General features: G+C 61.8%; 11 protein-coding genes. All 11 read left to right on the top strand.

Translation table 11 applies throughout. The features are described from left to right. The first annotated feature begins 23 nt into the window (after positions 1 to 23). The 11 genes from QZ292_RS01425 to QZ292_RS01375 all read left to right on the top strand — a co-directional run bounded on the left by QZ292_RS01425 (position 24) and on the right by QZ292_RS01375 (position 18,841). On the top strand, positions 24 to 2,507 hold the full coding sequence (locus QZ292_RS01425; protein WP_294596808.1) for a UvrD-helicase domain-containing protein: 2,484 nt from the start codon (positions 24 to 26) through the stop codon (positions 2,505 to 2,507). A gap of 1,215 nt (positions 2,508 to 3,722) precedes the next feature. Then, the gene (locus QZ292_RS01420) at positions 3,723 to 6,521 is read left to right on the top strand and encodes a sugar-binding domain-containing protein (protein WP_294596805.1); all 2,799 of its coding nucleotides are present in this window, start codon (positions 3,723 to 3,725) and stop codon (positions 6,519 to 6,521) included. 101 nt (positions 6,522 to 6,622) lie between these two features. Beyond that, positions 6,623 to 7,507 carry an AraC family transcriptional regulator gene (locus tag QZ292_RS01415; protein WP_294596803.1) on the top strand — a complete coding sequence of 295 codons (885 nt, stop codon included), beginning with the start codon at positions 6,623 to 6,625 and terminating at the stop codon, positions 7,505 to 7,507. 157 nt (positions 7,508 to 7,664) lie between these two features. Continuing rightward, positions 7,665 to 9,809 (top strand): alpha-L-fucosidase, encoded by a 2,145-nt coding sequence (locus tag QZ292_RS01410; RefSeq protein ID WP_294596800.1) that lies wholly within the window; start codon positions 7,665 to 7,667, stop codon positions 9,807 to 9,809. Between the two features lie 216 nt (positions 9,810 to 10,025). Next, positions 10,026 to 12,182 carry an elongation factor G gene (locus QZ292_RS01405; RefSeq protein ID WP_294596797.1) on the top strand — a complete coding sequence of 719 codons (2,157 nt, stop codon included), beginning with the start codon at positions 10,026 to 10,028 and terminating at the stop codon, positions 12,180 to 12,182. A 118-nt stretch (positions 12,183 to 12,300) separates the two neighbouring features. Beyond that, a complete protein-coding gene (locus tag QZ292_RS01400) occupies positions 12,301 to 13,287 on the top strand; it encodes a hypothetical protein (RefSeq protein ID WP_294596794.1) in 987 nt (328 codons plus the stop codon). Positions 13,288 to 13,292: 5 nt separating this feature from the next. Beyond that, on the top strand, positions 13,293 to 14,600 hold the full coding sequence (rimO, locus tag QZ292_RS01395; protein ID WP_294596792.1) for a 30S ribosomal protein S12 methylthiotransferase RimO: 1,308 nt from the start codon (positions 13,293 to 13,295) through the stop codon (positions 14,598 to 14,600). Positions 14,601 to 14,668: 68 nt separating this feature from the next. Continuing rightward, complete coding sequence (locus QZ292_RS01390) at positions 14,669 to 14,965, top strand: hypothetical protein (protein WP_294596790.1); 297 nt, start codon at positions 14,669 to 14,671, stop codon at positions 14,963 to 14,965. 130 nt (positions 14,966 to 15,095) lie between these two features. Beyond that, a complete protein-coding gene (locus tag QZ292_RS01385; protein ID WP_294596787.1) occupies positions 15,096 to 15,494 on the top strand; it encodes a cell division protein ZapA in 399 nt (132 codons plus the stop codon). 619 nt (positions 15,495 to 16,113) lie between these two features. Next, positions 16,114 to 17,655 (top strand): ribonuclease Y, encoded by a 1,542-nt coding sequence (gene rny / locus QZ292_RS01380; RefSeq protein ID WP_294596785.1) that lies wholly within the window; start codon positions 16,114 to 16,116, stop codon positions 17,653 to 17,655. A gap of 118 nt (positions 17,656 to 17,773) precedes the next feature. After that, the gene (locus QZ292_RS01375) at positions 17,774 to 18,841 is read left to right on the top strand and encodes a linear amide C-N hydrolase (RefSeq protein ID WP_294596782.1); all 1,068 of its coding nucleotides are present in this window, start codon (positions 17,774 to 17,776) and stop codon (positions 18,839 to 18,841) included. The last annotated feature ends 78 nt before the right edge of the window (positions 18,842 to 18,919 follow it).

Here is an 18,919-nt window from a genome sequence, read left to right as displayed (position 1 = left end):
ATAAGGACAGCGATTCGACTCTCATGGAAAACGACTTGATACAGACCGACTACCTGGCCGGGCTCAACCCGCCCCAGCGGAGCGCCGTCGAGAACTACGACGGCCCCTCGCTGATTATCGCCGGCGCAGGTTCAGGGAAGACCCGCGTGCTCACCATGCGGATCGCCCATATGTTGCAGCGAGGTGTCTCGCCCTACCACATCATGGCCCTCACCTTCACCAACAAGGCCGCCCGCGAGATGCGCGACCGCGTGACCAAGATCCTGCCATACGAAGCCGTGCGGGGACTCTGGATGGGTACCTTCCACTCGCTCTTCAGCCGCATCCTGCGCGCCGAAGCACAGGTGCTGGGCTTCCCCGAAGCCTTCACCATCTACGACACCGCCGACAGCCGGAACGTCGTCAAAGCCATCATCCGTCAGCTCGAACTGCCCGACGAACAGTACAAACCCAACGACGTCTTCGCCCGGATCTCGCTCGCCAAGAACAACCTCGTGCTGCCCGAAGCCTACGCCGCCAACGCCGTGCTCACCGAAGAGGACGCCCGCGCCAAACGGCCCAGACTGGCCGAGATATACGCCCTCTACATGCGCCAGTGCCGGCAGAACGGCGCCATGGACTTCGACGACCTGCTGCTCTATATGAACATCCTGCTGCGCGACCACCCGGAAACCGCACGGAAATACGGCGAACGGTTCCAATACATTCTGGTCGACGAGTATCAGGACACCAACTACGCCCAGTACCTGATCGTCAAGAAGCTGGCGGACGCCCACCGGAACATCTGCGTCGTGGGGGACGACTCCCAGAGCATCTACTCGTTCCGCGGCGCCCGGATCGAGAACATCCTGCGGTTCCAGCAGGACTATCCCGAGGCCCGGATCTTCAAGCTCGAACAGAACTACCGCTCGACCCGCACCATCGTCGAGGCGGCCAACAGCGTGATCGAAAAGAACAGCCGGAAGCTGCCCAAACACCTCTTTTCCGAAAACGAGCAGGGGGATCCGATCCGGGTGATCTGCGCCCTCACCGACAAGGAGGAGGCCCAGCGCGTCGCCGGAGACATCCACACCACCCTCTACCGCGACCGCGCCACGGCCGACGAGTTCGCCGTGCTCTACCGCACCAACGCCCAGTCGCGCGTCATCGAAGAGTACCTCCGGGGGAATAATATCCCGTATCGCATCTACGGCGGCCAATCGTTCTACCAGCGGGCCGAAATCAAGGACGCCATCGCCTACCTGCGGCTGGCGATCAACCCGCGGGACGACGAGTCGCTGAAACGGATCATCAACTTCCCGGCCCGGGGCATAGGCGACACGTCGGTCAGCCGGATCGTCGCCGCTGCCCAGGCCGAGGGCCTCTCGATGTGGGAGGCGCTCCTGCGCCATACGCCGGAAGAGTTGGGGGTGCGCGGCGCGGCGGTGAAGAGCCTGACAGCGTTTGTGAACAATTTCACCGACCTGTTCAAACAATCGGGACAAATGGACGCCTACGAGCTGGCCATGGAGGTGATGGCCCGGTCGGGGCTGGTGGCACATTACCGGAACAGCCCCTCGATCGAAGACGAATCGCGGTTGCAGAACGTCGAAGAGTTGATCAACTCCATCAAGGAATTCGTCGATGCACAGGCGATTGCAGAGGAGGACGCAGAGACGACCGTCGATAGCGAGAATCCGGACCTGCCGGCAGAAACGACCGAAGAAGAGGCCGGAGGCAAAGCGGTTACGCTCGACCGGTGGTTGCAGGAGATCGCCCTGCTGACCGACATGGACGACAGCAAGGAGGACGACACCCCTCGGGTGACGCTCCTGACGGTGCACGCCTCGAAAGGGCTGGAGTTCAAGTACACCTATATTATGGGGTTGGAGGAGAATCTGTTCCCCAGCCAGCGGGGTGTCGCTTCGGCGCAGGATGTCGAAGAGGAGCGACGGCTGTTTTATGTCGCCCTGACGCGGGCCGAGAAGCGGGCGACACTGAGTTTCGCCCTCTCGCGGTTCCGCTGGGGGAGCGTCGTGCCGTCCCAGGCGAGCCGGTTTATCAAGGAGATCGACCCGAAATACCTCGACATGCCGACCCTCGACACGGATGTCTTCGGAGAGCCCGAGGATGAGAACGCCTCGCTGCGGAACCGGTGGAACGCCGCGGGAGGGGTGGCGACGGGTCGTTCCAAGGGCGTGGAGGGCGATCCGCGTCCGGCGTTCCAGCGCTACCAGCGCAAGACGGCGGCGGGGAATGGAGGCAGCAACACGACCGCATCTCAGCCCCCGGCGGGATTCCGCAAGGTGGAATCCCGCCCCGCTTCATCCGCAGCCGCTCCGCAGGGCAAGCCGCTGGAGAGCGCCGGCGACCTGACCGTCGGAGCGCGGGTCGTCCATGCTCGGTTCGGGGTCGGCACGGTGACGGCGTTCGAACAGACGGCAACGGATACGAAAGTGACCGTCCGGTTCGACGCGGCGGGAGTCAAGACCCTGCTGCTGAAGTTCGCCAAGCTGCAGGTGTTGTAACGGTTTTCCCCAGCCACGCGGACAGAGAATTGGGCTGAGGCGGCCAATTGGGAGTGCGGCACGCACCGCCTGCCCGGCGGACGCATCTGCGTCACGGCGGGCAGCCGTTATTAGTTGCAAAGTAACCCGTGCGCCACATCTTAGGAGCGAAATCGTCAAAATGTGCATGCACGTTTTGACAGGATTTCCCTAAGGCGCGCGGACAGTGCATTGGGTGTAGCAAGCCAGTAAGCGATACGCAGTTTCGCTCCGTCCCGCCGGGGTCACCCGGCCACCGCCCGCGCAGGGCAGTTCTATCCGGTTCGGAGCTCAATAGTCGCCCGCACGCTTAAAAGGGCATATTCTCGTTGGTTGGCACTCGGCCAACCAACGAGAATTGCCGCGGGCGACTGAAACTCCGGCGCGCGGGAAAAAGCAACGGAGCCGCAGTGAGGCGGACACGGGGCGGTGCTTGGGGCGGAAACATAGGCCGTGCTCTTGCGACCCGCAGGGTCGCGCAGTCCGACGCCCCGGCAGGCGGAGGGCTGCAACTCGACGGAGTTCGTTGCGCTCTCCGCTGGCGCCGAACTGCCGCTGGCGTTACGGTGTACTTTGAGAGCGTAACGCGATTCGCAGAATCGCCGGCCTTGTCGCCCAAGCCGTGTAACGGCTTCGGGGGGGGCGACAGGCCGAATAAGGCGGAGAATCGGGCAGAGCTTATTACGCTTTCGCTGGTGGCGACCCGCATCACTACCCCGCCCCGGGCTTCCGCAACAGCACCTCGGGCGCGCTGAACGACGTCGGCAACAGCGGGTTCAGCTGGTCTTCCGCCACGAGCGGCATCTACGGCCTGGACTTGCTTTTCCATTCGCAGCACCTCAACACCAGCTACTCGGACCACCGCGCCCACGGTTTTCAGTTGCGTTGCCTCTCGGAAGTGCGTGTCGCACTCACAAATGGCCGGGTCTACCCTAACAGGCAGACTCTACCCCAACGTTGGCCGGGCCTACCCCATAAGGACAACCTCTACCCCAAATACCGGTACCCCCCGCCCCGGACATCAATCCGCATTCGATTCCCAAACAAGACGACTTCGACACAGTTGTACAGGAATCGAGGAGCCTGCAGGACAACTAACACGCAGCACCGAATCGGCATATTATCCATGCAAATTTATTTTTCGTCCATTCCCCGAGCGGCAATACCTGTTTACTTTTGTCCAATAACCATTTGGATATGAAACAGATCATTGCGAGGACAGCCTGTCTGTCTGTCATTTCGTTTTTGTTTTTTTCGTGCAGGCAAGCTCCGACCGAGCTGTCACTGGCAGGCAGCTGGCGGTTCGCACTCGACCCGGAAGACACCGGCATGGCACAAGAGTGGCAGAAACGGACGCTGGAGGATGAACTCCGACTGCCCGGCTCGTTGCAGGAGCAGGGGCGGGGAAACGAAATCGGCATGGAAACGCAGTGGACGGGGCAGATCGTGGACAGCGCGTGGTACAAGGCGCCGGAATATGCCGAATACCGTCGGCCCGGGAATATCAAGGTGCCGTTCTGGCTCAATCCGGACAAACACTACGTCGGGGCGGCCTGGTATCAAAAGACGATCCGGATCCCGGCCGAATGGGGCGAGCGGACGGTCATCCTGAAGCTGGAGCGTCCCCACTGGCAGACGACGCTTTATCTGGACGGCGAGCCGATCGGAGCCCAGAACACCCTCCAGACGCCGCACCGCTACGTGCTGAACGGGCTCGCGGCGGGCGAGCATACGCTGACCCTGCGGGTGGACAATCGCCTTGGGGTGGATGTGGGGATCAATGCGCACAGCGTTTCGGACCACACGCAGAGCAACTGGAACGGCATTGTCGGAGAGATAAACCTGGAGGCGCGTCCGGCGGCGTATGTCGAATCGATGCGGATCGATCCGGATATCCGGACGAAGCAGGTCCGGGTGGCGGTCTCGCTGGCGGGTCGGACCGATACGGCCTCCGAGCTGATTTTACAGGCCGAAACGGCGGACGGAGCGCCGGTCGGCAAGGCGGCAACGGTGAAGATACATCCGGGGGATACGACGGCTGCGGCTACGGTCGTTTTGGGCGAAAAGGCGGAGCTGTGGTCGGAGTTCACGCCGACGGTCTACACGATGCATGCCGAGCTGCGCTCGGCGGGGGGAACCGACGCGTTCCGCTCGGATTTCGGCCTGCGCGAGTTCCGGGCGAACGGCACGCGTTTCGAGGTCAACGGGCAGCCGGTGTTCCTGCGGGGGACGCTGGAGTGCTGCGTCTTCCCGCTGACGGGCTACCCGGCGACGGATCCGGATGCCTGGGCGAAGATCTTCGGCAAATGCCGGGAGTTCGGCCTGAACCATGTTCGGTTCCACTCGTGGTGCCCGCCGGAGGCCGCTTTCCATGCGGCCGACAGCATGGGGATGTACTTGCAGGTGGAGTGCGGCGGATGGGCCGAGATCGGCAGCGGCGGCCCGCAGGACGAATGGTTCCGGATGGAGGGCGACCGGATCCTGAAAGAGTACGGAAACCACCCGTCGTTCTGTCTGATGGCGTACGGGAACGAGCCGGCGGGCGGAGGCCAGGGGCGCTACCTGTCGGAGCTGATCGAATACTGGCGCGGGAAGGACGCGCGGCGGGTCTACACGGGGGCGGCGGGATGGCCGTACCTGGAAAATGCGGACTACTGGAATACGCCCGACCCGCGCATACAGGCGTGGGGAGCGGGAACCAACAGCCTCATCAACCGCGAGGCGCCGCGGACGGATTACGATTTCGCGGAGATCATCCGGAAGAATATGCCGACGGTCAGCCACGAGATCGGACAGTGGTGCGTCTACCCGAATTTCGGCGAAATCTCCAAGTATAAGGGGGTGCTGAAGGCAAAGAATCTGGAGATATTCCGGGAGACGCTGGCCGGGAACGGCCTGGCGGATATGGCGGAAAAGTTCCTGTACGCTTCGGGGCGGCTGCAAACGCTGTGCTACAAAGCGGATATCGAGGCGGCGCTGCGGACGCCGGGCTTTGCCGGGTTCCAGCTGCTCGGCCTGAACGACTTCCCGGGACAGGGGACGGCGCTGGTCGGGGCGCTGGACGCGTTCTGGGAGGAGAAAGGGTATGTGGACGGCCGCGAGTACCGCATGTTCTGCAACCGGACGGTGCCGCTGGCGCGGTTCCCGAAGCTGGTCTGGCTCAACGACGAGGTGCTGGAAGTTCCGGTCGAGATGGCCCATTTCGGCGAGCGGCCGCTGACGGGAGCGACAGTCCGGTGGAGCATCGCCACGACAGAGGGCCGGGAGTTGGCCTCGGGTGATTCCGTCCGAGACCTGCCGCTGGGGAGCTGCATTCCGGCGGGCGAGATCCGGTACGGTCTGTCGGGGGTGAAAGAGCCTTCGCAGCTGGTCGTCACGGTCGAGATTCCCGGGACGGAGATTCGCAACCGGTGGAACATCTGGGTCTATCCGGCGGTCAAACCGGAGGTGGCGGCGCAGCCGTATATCGCGACCCGGCTGGACGCTGCGGCGCGGACGGAACTGGAAAAGGGCGGCTCGGTACTGCTGCTGACCTACGGAACGGTCGCGCCGGAGCGGGGCGGGGATATTCCGACGGGATTTTCGAGCATTTTCTGGAACACGGCGTGGACGCGCGGGCAGGCTCCGCACACGCTCGGAATCTGTTGCGAGGCCGGCCACCCGGCGCTGGCGGCTTTTCCCAACGAAGGGGTGAGCGACTATCAGTGGTGGGATCTGACGAGTCGCTGCGACGCGATGATCCTGGACGATTATCCGGAGGATTTCCGCCCGATCGTCTACCTCATCGACGACTGGTTTACCAACCGGAAGCTGGGACTCGTTTACGAGGCGCGCGTGGGGAACGGGAAGCTGCTGGTATGCAGCGCCGACCTGCAGAACGACCTCGACCGACGACCGGCCGCGGCCCAGTTCCGACAGAGCCTCGTGGAGTATATGGCCTCGGAACGGTTTGCCCCCGTCCGACAGATAGACCTGAGCCTCCTTGCGGGACAGTAAGCGACGGAGCCGGGGAACTCGCCCCCGGATCATTTCGCGGCAACCGTTTCTCTGCAGAGGGGAAACCGTTTTTTCTGTAAATTTGTTATTTTTCGTCTGTCATGCGAAAACAAAAAGACGGTTTTACCGGAGAACGGAGTCTGGTTCTTCCGGAGTCCCGTATCCGGGAACTCCGGAAGAACCCGTGGTTTGCGGCCCTCTACCTAACGGACATCGGGCATTACCCCCGCGCCCGGAACCACTATCGCCAGCGGGACGAACCGATCGGAGAGCACATCCTGATTTACTGCATGGAGGGGAGCGGTTATTTTTCGATCTGCGACAAAGAGTACCGCGTGACAGGGAATCAGTTTTTCATCCTTCCGCCGGGCGTTCCGCATCGCTACGGGGCGGACAACGGAAATCCGTGGACGATCTACTGGCTCCATTTCGGCGGCACGATGGCACCTCTCTACAGCAGCGGCCTGTATGAGCCGCAGGAACTGGCTCCGCAGGCCAACGCCCGGCTGGGAGAACGGATCGTGCTGTTCGAAACGATTTACCGGACGCTGGAATGGGGGTACAGCAACGAAAATCTGCTCTACGCCACCTCGGTGCTGCACCACCTGCTGGCTTCGTTCCGGTTCGTCCCCCAGTTCCGAGGCCGGCGGGATCAGTCCGCCCGGACAGACATCGTGGACACGGCCCTCCTTTTCATGCAGGACAATATCGAGAAAAAACTCTCCGTCAACGAGCTGGCCTCGTATGTGGGTTACTCGGTCTCCCATCTGACCGCGTTGTTCCAGGCCCGAACCGGGCTGACCCCGATCGCCGCTTTCAACCGACTCAGGATCCGGCAGGCTTGTCTGCTCCTGGATTCGACAGACATGAAGATCAACCGGATTTGCCATAAGGTCGGAATCAGCGATTGCTTTTATTTTTCGCGCCTGTTCCGCAAAGAGACGGGGATGTCGCCGACAGCATACCGGAATCGCGGACAAGGCTGACCGTCCCCGGAGGATTCCCGAACGACAGCGCCCGTCCGGTTCGATGCGGCGGGAGCCGAGACCCTGCCGCCGAAGTTCGACAAACCGCCACCCTTGAAAAACCGGGGCCGACGAACAGCCCCCGCTCAAAAAACTCAACCGAACCCAAAAACAACTAATGAAAAGAACCCTTTTATCCCTTGCAGGCAGTCTGCTGCTCAGCGCCTGCTCCCACCTGCCCGAGCACACGATGGCAGTCCGGAACACGATTCCCGTCGAAGCCGGCGACAGCCTGTCCCGCATCGTCGAAAAAGCCGCCCACGTGGTGCCGACCCCGAACCAGCTGGCCGCCCTGAAAAACGAATTCATCGCCTTTATCCACCTCGGCCCCAACACCTTCACCCGTCGAGAATGGGGTAACGGGATGGAAGACCCCCGAATTTTCGGTCTGAAAGAGCTCGACACCGACCAATGGTGCGAAGCGATGCAGGCCGCCGGGATCAAAATGGTGATCCTGACCGCCAAACACCACGACGGATTCGTCCTGTGGCAGAGCCGTTATACCGACCACGGAATCATGTCCACCGGTTTCCGGGACGGCAAGGGAGATATCCTGCGAGACCTCTCCGAATCGTGCCGGAAATACGGGCTGAAATTAGGAATCTACCTTTCGCCGGCCGACCTCTACCAGATCGAGAGCCCCGACGGGCTGTACGGGAACCTCAGCCCGCAGACCCGCCGCACCATTCCCCGCGAAGTCGAGGGACGGCCGTTCGCCGATACGACCCGCTTCGAATTCGTGGTCGACGACTACAACGAATATTTCCTGAACCAATTGTTCGAGCTGCTGACCGAATACGGCCCCATCCACGAAGTGTGGTTCGACGGCGCGCACCCCAAGCGAAAAGGCGGACAGACCTACAACTACGCCGCCTGGAAAGAGATGATCCACCGTCTGGCCCCCCAGGCCGTGATTTTCGGCCGCGAAGATGTGCGGTGGTGCGGCAACGAAGCCGGCGACACCCGGGATACGGAATGGAACGTGATTCCGTATCCGGAAGATCCGGATACGGCCTCGCACTTTCCGGACATGACCGCCCCCCTGTTGGGCGGCCGTGAAAACCTCCGCGACGCACGCTACCTCCACTACCAGCAGGCCGAGACCAACACCTCGATCCGCGAAGGATGGTTCTACCGCGACGACACCCACCAGAAAGTACGCAGCGCGGACGACATTTTCGACATCTACGAACGGGCCGTGGGCGGAAACTCCACCTTCCTGCTGAACATCCCGCCGAACCGGGAGGGGCGGTTCTCGCCGGCCGACGTCGAAGCCCTGAAAGAGACCGGCCGGCGCATCCGCGAGACCTACGGAACCGACCTGCTGGCCGGAGCCGACGGGCCGAAAGCGGTGTTGGACGGCCGGGAAGAGACCTATCTGCTGTGGGGAGACGGAACCGGCGAATTTACGATCGAGCTGCCGGCCCCGGCGACCCTCAACCGGATCGTGTTGCAGGAGGCGATCGCCACCCACGGCGAACGGGTCGAACGACACGCCGTGGACGCCTGGATCGACGGCGGATGGCACGAAATCGCCTCGGCGACGAATATCGGCTACAAACGCATCCTCCGCTTTCCGGACGTAACGACTGACAAACTGCGCTTCCGCCTCCTAGAATCGCGCCTGACACCGGCCATCTGCCGCGTGTCGGCACACCGTTACGCCTCCCGGCCGCCGCAACTGACCATCGGCCACGATGCGGAAGGACGCGTAACGATCGCTCCGCGGCAACAGGAGTTCGGATGGAAACCGCACGGTCGGAACGCAGTCGACAACCTCAACGCCGGCTACCGGATATACTATACGACGGACGGTTCCGAGCCGGACGAACACTCGACCCCGTACGACGGGCCGATCGAATTGTCGGCCTGCGAGCTGAAAGCAGTCGCCGTGCTGAACGGCGCGAAAGGAGCGACGGCGACCGAGCGCTTAGGACTCGATCGCCGCGGCTGGACGATCCTCCGGGAGACATCGCCCGTCGAGATCGACCTGGGCGGCATACAGCAGCTGCACGGCGTGGCCTACGACCCGCAGGCGAGCCGCACGAAACCGGCAGGGATCGTCCAAGGCGCGGTACGGATCAGCGATGACGGTCGGCACTGGAAAACGGCCGGACGGTTCGAGTTCGGCAACCTGATCAACGATCCGACCAAACGTTACCACTACTTCGGAACGCCCTACTCGACGCGCTACGTACGGATCGACCTGGACGGGACGGCTCCCGAAGCCCGTCCGTCGATGAACGATCTGGATCTGTTCTGACCTCTCCGCATGGCTGCGCCCCGCAGCGCATCCTGCCCCGCACCGCCCGTCCCGCCTCTACCCGGCGGGGCGGGCGGTTCTTTTTCGACCCCCTCCTTTCGGGAGGCCTCCAAAGAATTTTTCGACCCACGCCAAACAAACAGAACGGATTTTTCTTATATTTATAGGCGGATTTCGGCTTCGATTTCCGATACTAACCCACAAAACCCGTTCGTTATGAAAAAATACCCCACCAACGAGATCAAGAACATCGTCCTGCTCGGTGCTTCGGGTGCCGGGAAGACCACCCTGGCCGAAGCGATGGCCTACGAAGGCAAAGTCGTCGAACGGCGCGGCACCGTCGAGGGGGAGAACACCCTCTCGGACTACACCGACATCGAACACCAGTACAAACGGTCGATCTTCTCGACGGTCTTATATACCGAGTTCAACGGCTACAAACTCAACATTCTGGACACGCCGGGGGCGGATGACTTTTGCGGCGCCCTCTTCTCGTCGTTCAAGGTGGCCGACGTGGGGGTGATGCTGCTCAACGCCCAGAACGGGTTCGAGGTGGGGACGGAGATACAGGCGAGATATGCACGGCGGCACGAGAAGCCGGTCATTGCGGCCGTCAACCAGCTGGATGCAGAGAAGGCCAACTGGGAGCAGACCATCGAAGAGCTGCGCGCCAACTCCGAAGCGCCGATCGTCGTGGTGCAATATCCGGTCAATCCGGGGCCCGGGTTCGATGCCTTTGTCGACGTGCTGATGATGAAGATGTACCGCTTCAAAGGAGATTCGGGCGAACGCGAAGAGCTGCCCATTCCGGACGGCGAGATGGAGCGCGCCCGGGAACTGAACAAAGCGCTGGTCGAAGCGGCGGCCGAGAACGACGAGGCGCTGATGGAGCTCTACTTCGAGAAAGGGACGCTGACGCAGGACGAGATGCGGTCGGGGATCAAATTAGGCCTTGCCAAGCGGGACCTGGTGCCGGTCTTCTGCCTCTCGGGGAAACGGGATATCGGCGTGAAACGGCTCATGGAATTTATTATCAATGTAGCTCCGGGGCCGCTCAAGGCGCCGAATTTCAGACTGATCGGCGGCGGCGACGTGCAGGCGGATGCAGCTGGGCCGGTGTCGATTTTCGTCTTCAAGACGGCCGTCGAGCCGCATTTGGGCGAAGTGGCCTTTTTCCGGGTGATCAGCGGGACGCTGACCGAAGGGATGGAGCTCACCAACATGGCCACGGGGAACAAGGAGAAGATCGGCCAGATATTCGTCAGCGCGGGGCGGAACCGGGTGAAAGTGACGGAGCTGTGCGCCGGGGATATCGGGTGTACGGTGAAGCTCAAGGCGACCCGCGTGAACCACACGCTGAACGGGCCGGGGGCTGAGTGGCAGATCAACCTGATCGGCTTCCCGAAACCGCGTTTCCGGACGGCTGTCAAGGCCAAGAACAGTGCGGAGGACGAAAAGTTAGGCGAACTGCTGATCCGGGCTACGTATGAAGACCCGTCGATCGGAGTCGAGTACTCCAAGGAGCTGAAGCAGACCATTCTTTCGGGACAGGGAGAACACCACCTCAACATCCTCAAGACCCAGCTGGCGGGGACGCATAAGATCGAAGTGGAATATCTGGCACCGAAAGTGCCGTACCGCGAGACGATCACGAAACAGGCGGCGGCCAATTACCGGCACAAGAAGCAGTCGGGCGGCGCAGGCCAGTTCGGCGAAGTCTCGCTGGTGATCGAACCGTACACGGAAGGGATGCCGGCGCCGTCGAAATACAAGATCGACGGACGGGAACAGGTGATGAACGTCAAATCGACCGAGGAGGTCGACCTGGAGTGGGGCGGGAAGCTGGTCTTCTGCAGCGCCATTGTGGGCGGCGCGATCGACGCGCGGTTCCTGCCGGCCATCATGAAGGGGATCATGGAGAAGATGGAGGAGGGGCCGCTGACGGGCTCGTATGCGCGGGACATCCGGGTGGTGGTATACGACGGGAAGATGCACCCGGTGGACTCCAATGAAATCTCGTTCAAGCTCGCCGGGCGGAACGCTTTCAAAGAGGCGTTCCGGAACGCGGGGGCGAAGATCATGGAGCCGATCTATCGGGTCGAAGTGCTGGCGCCGAGCGACAAGCTGGGGGATGTGATGAGCGACCTCCAGAACCGCCGCGCGATGATCGAGGGGATGACCAGCGAAAAGGGATTCGAGACCTTGACGGCCCGGGTTCCGCTGGCCGAGATGAACCGCTACTCGACGTCGCTCAGCTCGCTGACAGGCGGACGGGCGACCTACACCATGACTTTCGACGGGTACGAACAGGTGCCGGCCGAGGTGCAGGAAAAACTGCTCAAGGCATACTCCGATACCGACAAGGAGGAGTAGTCTGTTGATTTTTCGCTGAATTTCCGTGCGGGAGAGGCTCATGAGAGCTGTCCTCCCGGACGGAAATTCGTTTTTTCCGCCGTTTGATTACTTTTGTCGAACGAAATACCAGAGAGCTATGTGGCGAAAAACGATGCTCGGGCTCGTGCTCGTGCTGTGGTTCAGTGCGGCCCATGCGGCAGCCGACGGGCTGAAAGTCGTGGTGCGGAACGATGCAGGCGAAGCGTTGCCGTACGCCTATCTGTATGTGGGGCGGAAAGCCATCGCCGTGACCGACTCGCTGGGCGTGGGAACGATTCCTGCGGCGAAGCTCGCCGTCGGGGAGACGGTCAGCGTCAGCTACGTGGGAACGGAGCCGCAACGGGCCGTCTATGACGCGGCGATGCAGCAGCGCGGCGTGTGGAACGTCGCTCTGGTCGAGACGATCCGGCACTCCCTGACCTCGGAAGAGGTGACCGTCCACGCCGACCTCGCCGACTTTTTCGACCGGAGCCTGAAACGAGTGCCGGTCATCTACTACCGGCACACCTTGTGCGGCCGCTTCTCCGTCACCGACCGGCCCAACAGCGTGACCGGAACCGTGGCGGCGACCCAGACCCGTCGCCGGCAATACCACTACTATCCGGAGAAAGAGATCGCCACGCAGGACGACACCACAGGCATGGGCAGCGAGAACCTGGAGAAACTGCTGCACATGGGCCTCGTCCAGCCGGTCGCAACGATCAGCACGGTGAATGCAGCGAACCGGAACGCCCGTTACAGCTACCTCGGGCGGGAAGACTCCTGCCACATCTTTCGCGTCGCCTTCCCGCAGCTGGGCTACTACCGCCACGCCTACTCCATGCAGTTCATCGTCCGGATCGGCATCGACGACCGGCTGATCCGCCGCGTGCAGTCGCACATCGTCAACCTGAACGACGAGACGTGGTGGACCCGGAGCGACATCCGCTACACCCGCTCTCCGCTGCGTCGTTTCGGCCGGCCCGAGACCCTGGCCGTCACGCAGATAACGGTCGAATGGCCCAACGGAGGCGTCACGCTGACCGATCCCCGTCTTTTCGAAGTCGGTGCAGCACCGGCCGCGGCGGAAATACAGAACCGATAACCCCTATGAAGAAGAAAAAAATACACATCGTCACCCTCGGGTGCGCCAAGAACCTCGTCGATTCGGAACACCTGGCCGGCCAGCTCGACGCGGCCGGCTGGGAGGTGGTCTACGACAGCGACGCGACCGACGCCCGGGTGGTGGTGATCAACACCTGCGGCTTTATCGGCGACGCCAAAGAGGAGTCCGTCAACACCATCCTGCGGTTCGCCGCCGCCAAAGAAGCCGGGGAGATCGACCGGCTCTTCGTCATGGGGTGCCTCAGCGAGCGGTACCGCGACGAACTGCGGGACGAGCTGCCCGAAGTGGACGACTTTTTCGGCGTCAAAGACCTGAGCGACATCCTGCGCGCCGTGGGGACGACCTACCGCGACGAGCTGCGCAGCGAACGGCAGCTGACCACACCGCCCCACTACGCCTACCTCAAGATTTCAGAGGGGTGCAACTGGGGATGCGGCTACTGCGCCATCCCGCTCATCCGGGGACGGCACGTCTCGGTACCCTTCGAAGAGCTGATCGACGAGGCGACAACACTCGCCCGGAAAGGCGTGCGCGAACTCATCGTCATCGCCCAGGACACCACCTACTACGGCATCGACCTCTACGGACGGCGGAGGCTCGGAGAGCTGCTGCGCGCCCTGTGCCGCATCGACGGCATCGAGTGGGTGCGGCTGCACTACGCCTACCCGACCCACTTCCCGCAGGAAGTGATCGAAACGATGCGCGACGAGCCGAAAATCTGCAAATACCTCGACATCCCGCTGCAACACATCTCCGACCGGATGCTCCGCTCCATGCGGCGCGGACTGTCGAAAGCCGAGACCATCGACCTCATCGGGCGGCTGCGGCGCGAGATTCCGGACATCGCCTTGCGGACGACCCTGCTCGTGGGCTACCCGGGCGAGACCGAAGAGGACTTCGCCGAACTGCTCGACTTCGTCCGCCAGACCCGGTTCGACCGACTCGGCGTCTTCCCCTACTCCGAAGAGGAGGGCACCTACTCCGCCACGGAGCTCACCGACGACGTACCCGAGGAGGTCAAAGCGGAGCGCGTCGAACGCATCATGACCCTGCAGCAGGAGATTGCCCGCGAAGCCAACGAACGACTCGTGGGACAAGTGCGCCGGGTGATCATCGACCGGCGCGAAGGCGACTTCTGGGTCGGACGCACCCAGTACGACTCGCCGGAGGTGGATCAGGAGGTGCTGATCGCCTCCTCCGTGCCGCTCGCCGCCGGCACCCTGACCGACGTGCGGATCACCGCCGCCGACGACTACGACCTGCGCGGCGAACTCATCGGAGCCGGCAGGTGAAGAGCGCATTTGTAAATCCCGCCGAAAAACCGTAGCTTTGCGGTACGGACAAGCGGACGGATACCCCTATGGCAGAGATGTCGGAACAGAGCCTCATCGAACGCGTCGAACGCAACATTCAACGCCTGCTGGCACAGAACGCTGAACTGCGGGAAGCCAATGCGGCATTGGGGGCGGAAAACGAACGGCTCTCGGAACTGACCGCAGCGCAGAACGAAGAGATCGCCCGGTTGCGGGTGGATCTGGACCGGCTCCTGCTGCGCAAATCGGTCACCGAAGTGGCCGGAGGGGTGCGGGCAGCCAAACTGCGTATCAACCGCTTGCTGAAAGATGTGGATCGTTGCATCGCACTGATGAACAAATAATATCCGGGCACCGGATTCGTTATAAACGAAAGATTATTCCGGCGGCACGCATTTTCGGACAACACGGTACCGAACCGCCGGGCGGGCGACGAAAACGGCACGGATATTGCAGCAGATAAAGACAAGAGGTATGGAACGGAAGATGTTGAAGATACGCGTAGAGATCGCCGAACGACCGTACCAACTGACCATATCTGCCGACGAAGAGGAACGGGTGAGACGCGCCGCCAGACAGATACGCGACCAGATCGAATCCCTGAAACGCAAATACGAAGCCTCGCTGACCGAATACCTCGCGATGGCCGCCATGCGGATTTCGATCGAAAACGAAGAGAACAAAGAGCGCCTGCGGATGAGTCCGGAAGCTTTGCGGCTGCGAGACCTCGCCTCGGAACTCGACCGATGGGCCGGCGAAGAGAGTGACAGCGACGAACCGGGAGACCGGATCGTACATACTCCGGCACCGATCGTCAAGCCCAAAGGCAGACGGGGACGGCCCCGGAAAAACCGGACCGACTCGGACTCCTGACCGGCGCACGAGACACACAGACACTTCGGCGAACAGCGCCTTTCGGGGCGCGACAGTTCGCCCGACCTCCGGGCCTCCGCCCACCGTTTTTCGGCGGAACCGGACACCGAACGTTCTTTCGGGAAAAGAGACGAAAATTTACGGAACCCGGAAGCCCCTCGCACGAGAGCTTCCCGGGTCGCACGCTCCCATCCACCCACGCCGCACCTCGCGCGGCTGGCAGACAATCGGGGGAGCGGCCGGATTGTCGGAGGCATATCCCCTCGAAACGATAGGCCTCCGGCATTTCCCCTCCGTCCCAGCCGTCTCCCCTTTTTCCGGTACATACCAGAAGAAACCGAAAATGCCCGCATGGTTTCCTTTTGCTTTGCGATACTCAACACTAACTACTTGGAGCACAACAACTCTATGGACGTAGGACAGGCCTTACCCCGTTTCGGCGGGTTTCTGTATCCCAAACGCCGCCCGAGCGCGGCGGCAGAACGTTGGAAGTCCCAAATCCACAGGCAGCTCCACCCATGATTTGACCGGAGTTATTCGTCAAACCATCAAAGGAAGCCATGCTTTTTTTGTACCCCTACGAAACCAAAACAACAAAATAACCTAATCAAACACACGAATGGATATACTGATCATAATTGTAAGTGCCGTAGTCGCCGCAGCCGTGGTAGGATACGCCACCTACATGTTCACCTACAAATCGACCGAAAAGCGGCGCACCGCCATCCTGCGCGAAGCCGAGCAGGACAGCGAGATGCTCAAGAAGGAGAAAATTCTGCAAGCCAAAGAGAAATTCCTCCAGATGAAAGCCGAACACGAGAAACAGGTCGCCGAACGGAACACCCGGCTGCAGCAGATCGAAACCAAGATCAAACAGCGCGAGACCCAGCTCAACCAAGAGGGCGAACAGCTCAACAAACGCATCAAAGAGTTCGAAAGCACCCGATCCAGAGTCGAAAACGAGCTCCAGTCGCTCGCCGGACGGAAAGAGGAGCTCGACCGGCTGACCAAAGAACAGATCGTCAAGCTCGAACAGATCAGCGGCCTCTCGATCGAAGAGGCCAAGGCGCAGCTCATCGAACAGCTCAAAAGCGAAGCCAAGAGCGAAGCGGCCGCTTATATCAACGACATCATCGACGAAGCCAAGATGACCGCCAGCAAGGAGGCCAAGAAGATCGTCGTGCAGAGCATCCAGCGGGTGGCTACCGAAGCGGCTATCGAGAACTCGGTGACGGTTTTCAACATCGACTCGGATGAAGTCAAGGGGCGGATTATCGGCCGCGAAGGGCGGAATATCCGGGCTTTGGAGGCGGCGACGGGTGTGGAAATCATCGTCGATGATACTCCGGAGGCGATTATTTTGTCGGGATTCGATCCGGTGCGGCGGGAAATTGCGCGGCTCGCGTTGCACCAATTGGTGACCGACGGGCGTATCCACCCGGCGCGCATCGAAGAGGTGGTGGCCAAAGTGCAGAAGCAGATCGAAGAGGAGATCGTCGAAGTCGGGAAACGGACGGCGATCGACCTCGGAATTCACGGTTTGAATTCCGAACTCATCCGCTTGATCGGGAAGATGAAATACCGCTCGTCGTACGGGCAGAACCTCCTGCAACACTCGCGCGAGGTGGCCAACCTGAGCGGGATTATGGCGGCAGAGTTGGGGTTGAATCCCCAGCTGGCAAGGCGGGCCGGACTGTTGCACGACATCGGGAAGGTGCCGGACGACGAACCGGAACTGCCGCACGCCATGATCGGGATGAAGCTCGCCGAGAAATTCAAGGAAAAACCGGAGGTGGTCAATGCCATCGGGGCACACCACGACGAGATCGAGATGACCACTCTGATCGCACCGATCGTACAGGTGTGCGATGCCATCTCGGGCGCACGGCCGGGGGCACGGCGTGAAGTGGTGGAAAGCTACATCAAACGCTTGAAAGAGATGGAGGACATCGCCATGGCGCATCAGGGGGTACTGAAGACTTATGCCATTCAGGCCGGGCGCGAGCTGCGCGTGATCGTCGGGAGCGAAAAGATCAGCGACCAGCAGGCAGAGACCTTGTCGCACGACATCGCCAAGAAGATTCAGGACGAGATGACCTACCCGGGACAGGTGAAAATCACCGTCATCCGGGAAACGAGGTCGATCAGCTACGCCAAGTAGGCGGTAAGGCGCGCGGGCGCAGGGCGATTTCTATTTGCCAGAGGGCGGCGGTTTGAATAAACCGCCGCCCTCTTTTGCACGCTATTTGCATTGTACCCCGGGAAAACACGAAACGCCCATGAAAACGCACATCCTCACCGCCGCCTGCCTCGGCGGCCTGCTGACCCTCGGCACCCTCGCGCCGAGCGAGGCCTGCACCCGCGCCGTCTACCTCGGCCCAAACGGCATGACCGTCACCGGACGCACCATGGACTGGCGCGAAGAGATGCCCACCAACCTGTGGCTCATGCCCCGCGGCATCGAACGCATCAGCTACGACCGCGGCCCCCATCTGACCTGGACCTCGAAATACGGCAGCGTCATCGCCGCCTCCTACGACATCGGCACCTCCGAAGGGATGAACGAAAAAGGGCTCGTCGCCCAGCTGCTCTACCTGACCGAGAGCCGCTACGACCGACCCGGGCCCGACGACCGGCCCGTGATGGGGATGAGCATCTGGTGCCAGTACGTGCTCGACAACTTCGCCACCGTCTCGGAAGCCGTCGCCGAACTGAAACGGGACAGCTTCCGGATCGACGCGCCCGCCATGCCCGGCGGCCAGGCCTCCACGATGCACATGGCCATCTCGGACAGCACCGGCAACAGCGCCGTAATCGAATACCTCGACGGACGAATCTCCATCCACGAGGGACGGCAGTACCAGGTGCTGACCAACTCGCCCAGCTACGACCAGCAGCTGGCCGTCCGCGACTACTGGGCCCCGATCGGCGGCCTCAACATGCTGCCCGGGACGAACAAATCCTCCGACCGGTTCGTCCGCGCCAGCTTCTACATCAACGCCGTCGAACAGAGCGGCGATCCGAAAAAAGCCGTCGCCGCCGTCTTCAGCGTCATGCGCTCCGTGTCGGTGCCGCTGGGATTCTCGGCCCCCGGACACCCGAACAACTCCTCGACCCGCTGGCGGTCGGTCAGCGACCAGAAAAACCGGATCTACTACTTCGAAACGACCCTCGCTCCGGCCATCCTGTGGGTACCGCTCGACGAAGCCGACCTGCGGCCCGGCGCTCCGGTGCGCAAGCTGACCCTCACCGGAGGCGAAGAGTATGCCGGAAATGCGCTCAAGGAGTTCCGCAAAACCGCCCCCTTCCCCTTCCTGTTCGAAATTCCGGAAAACTTCGGTCATTGATTCCCTCCTCCCGCACGAATTTTCCGTTCCCCCGGTGCACATCGTTCCCGAATCTTCGTCCGACACGCGCCGAGGGAA

Source organism: uncultured Rikenella sp., from assembly GCF_910577125.1.
In the GTDB taxonomy this organism is placed as follows: domain Bacteria; phylum Bacteroidota; class Bacteroidia; order Bacteroidales; family Rikenellaceae; genus Rikenella.
This window is presented reverse-complemented; position numbering and strand designations above follow the sequence as displayed.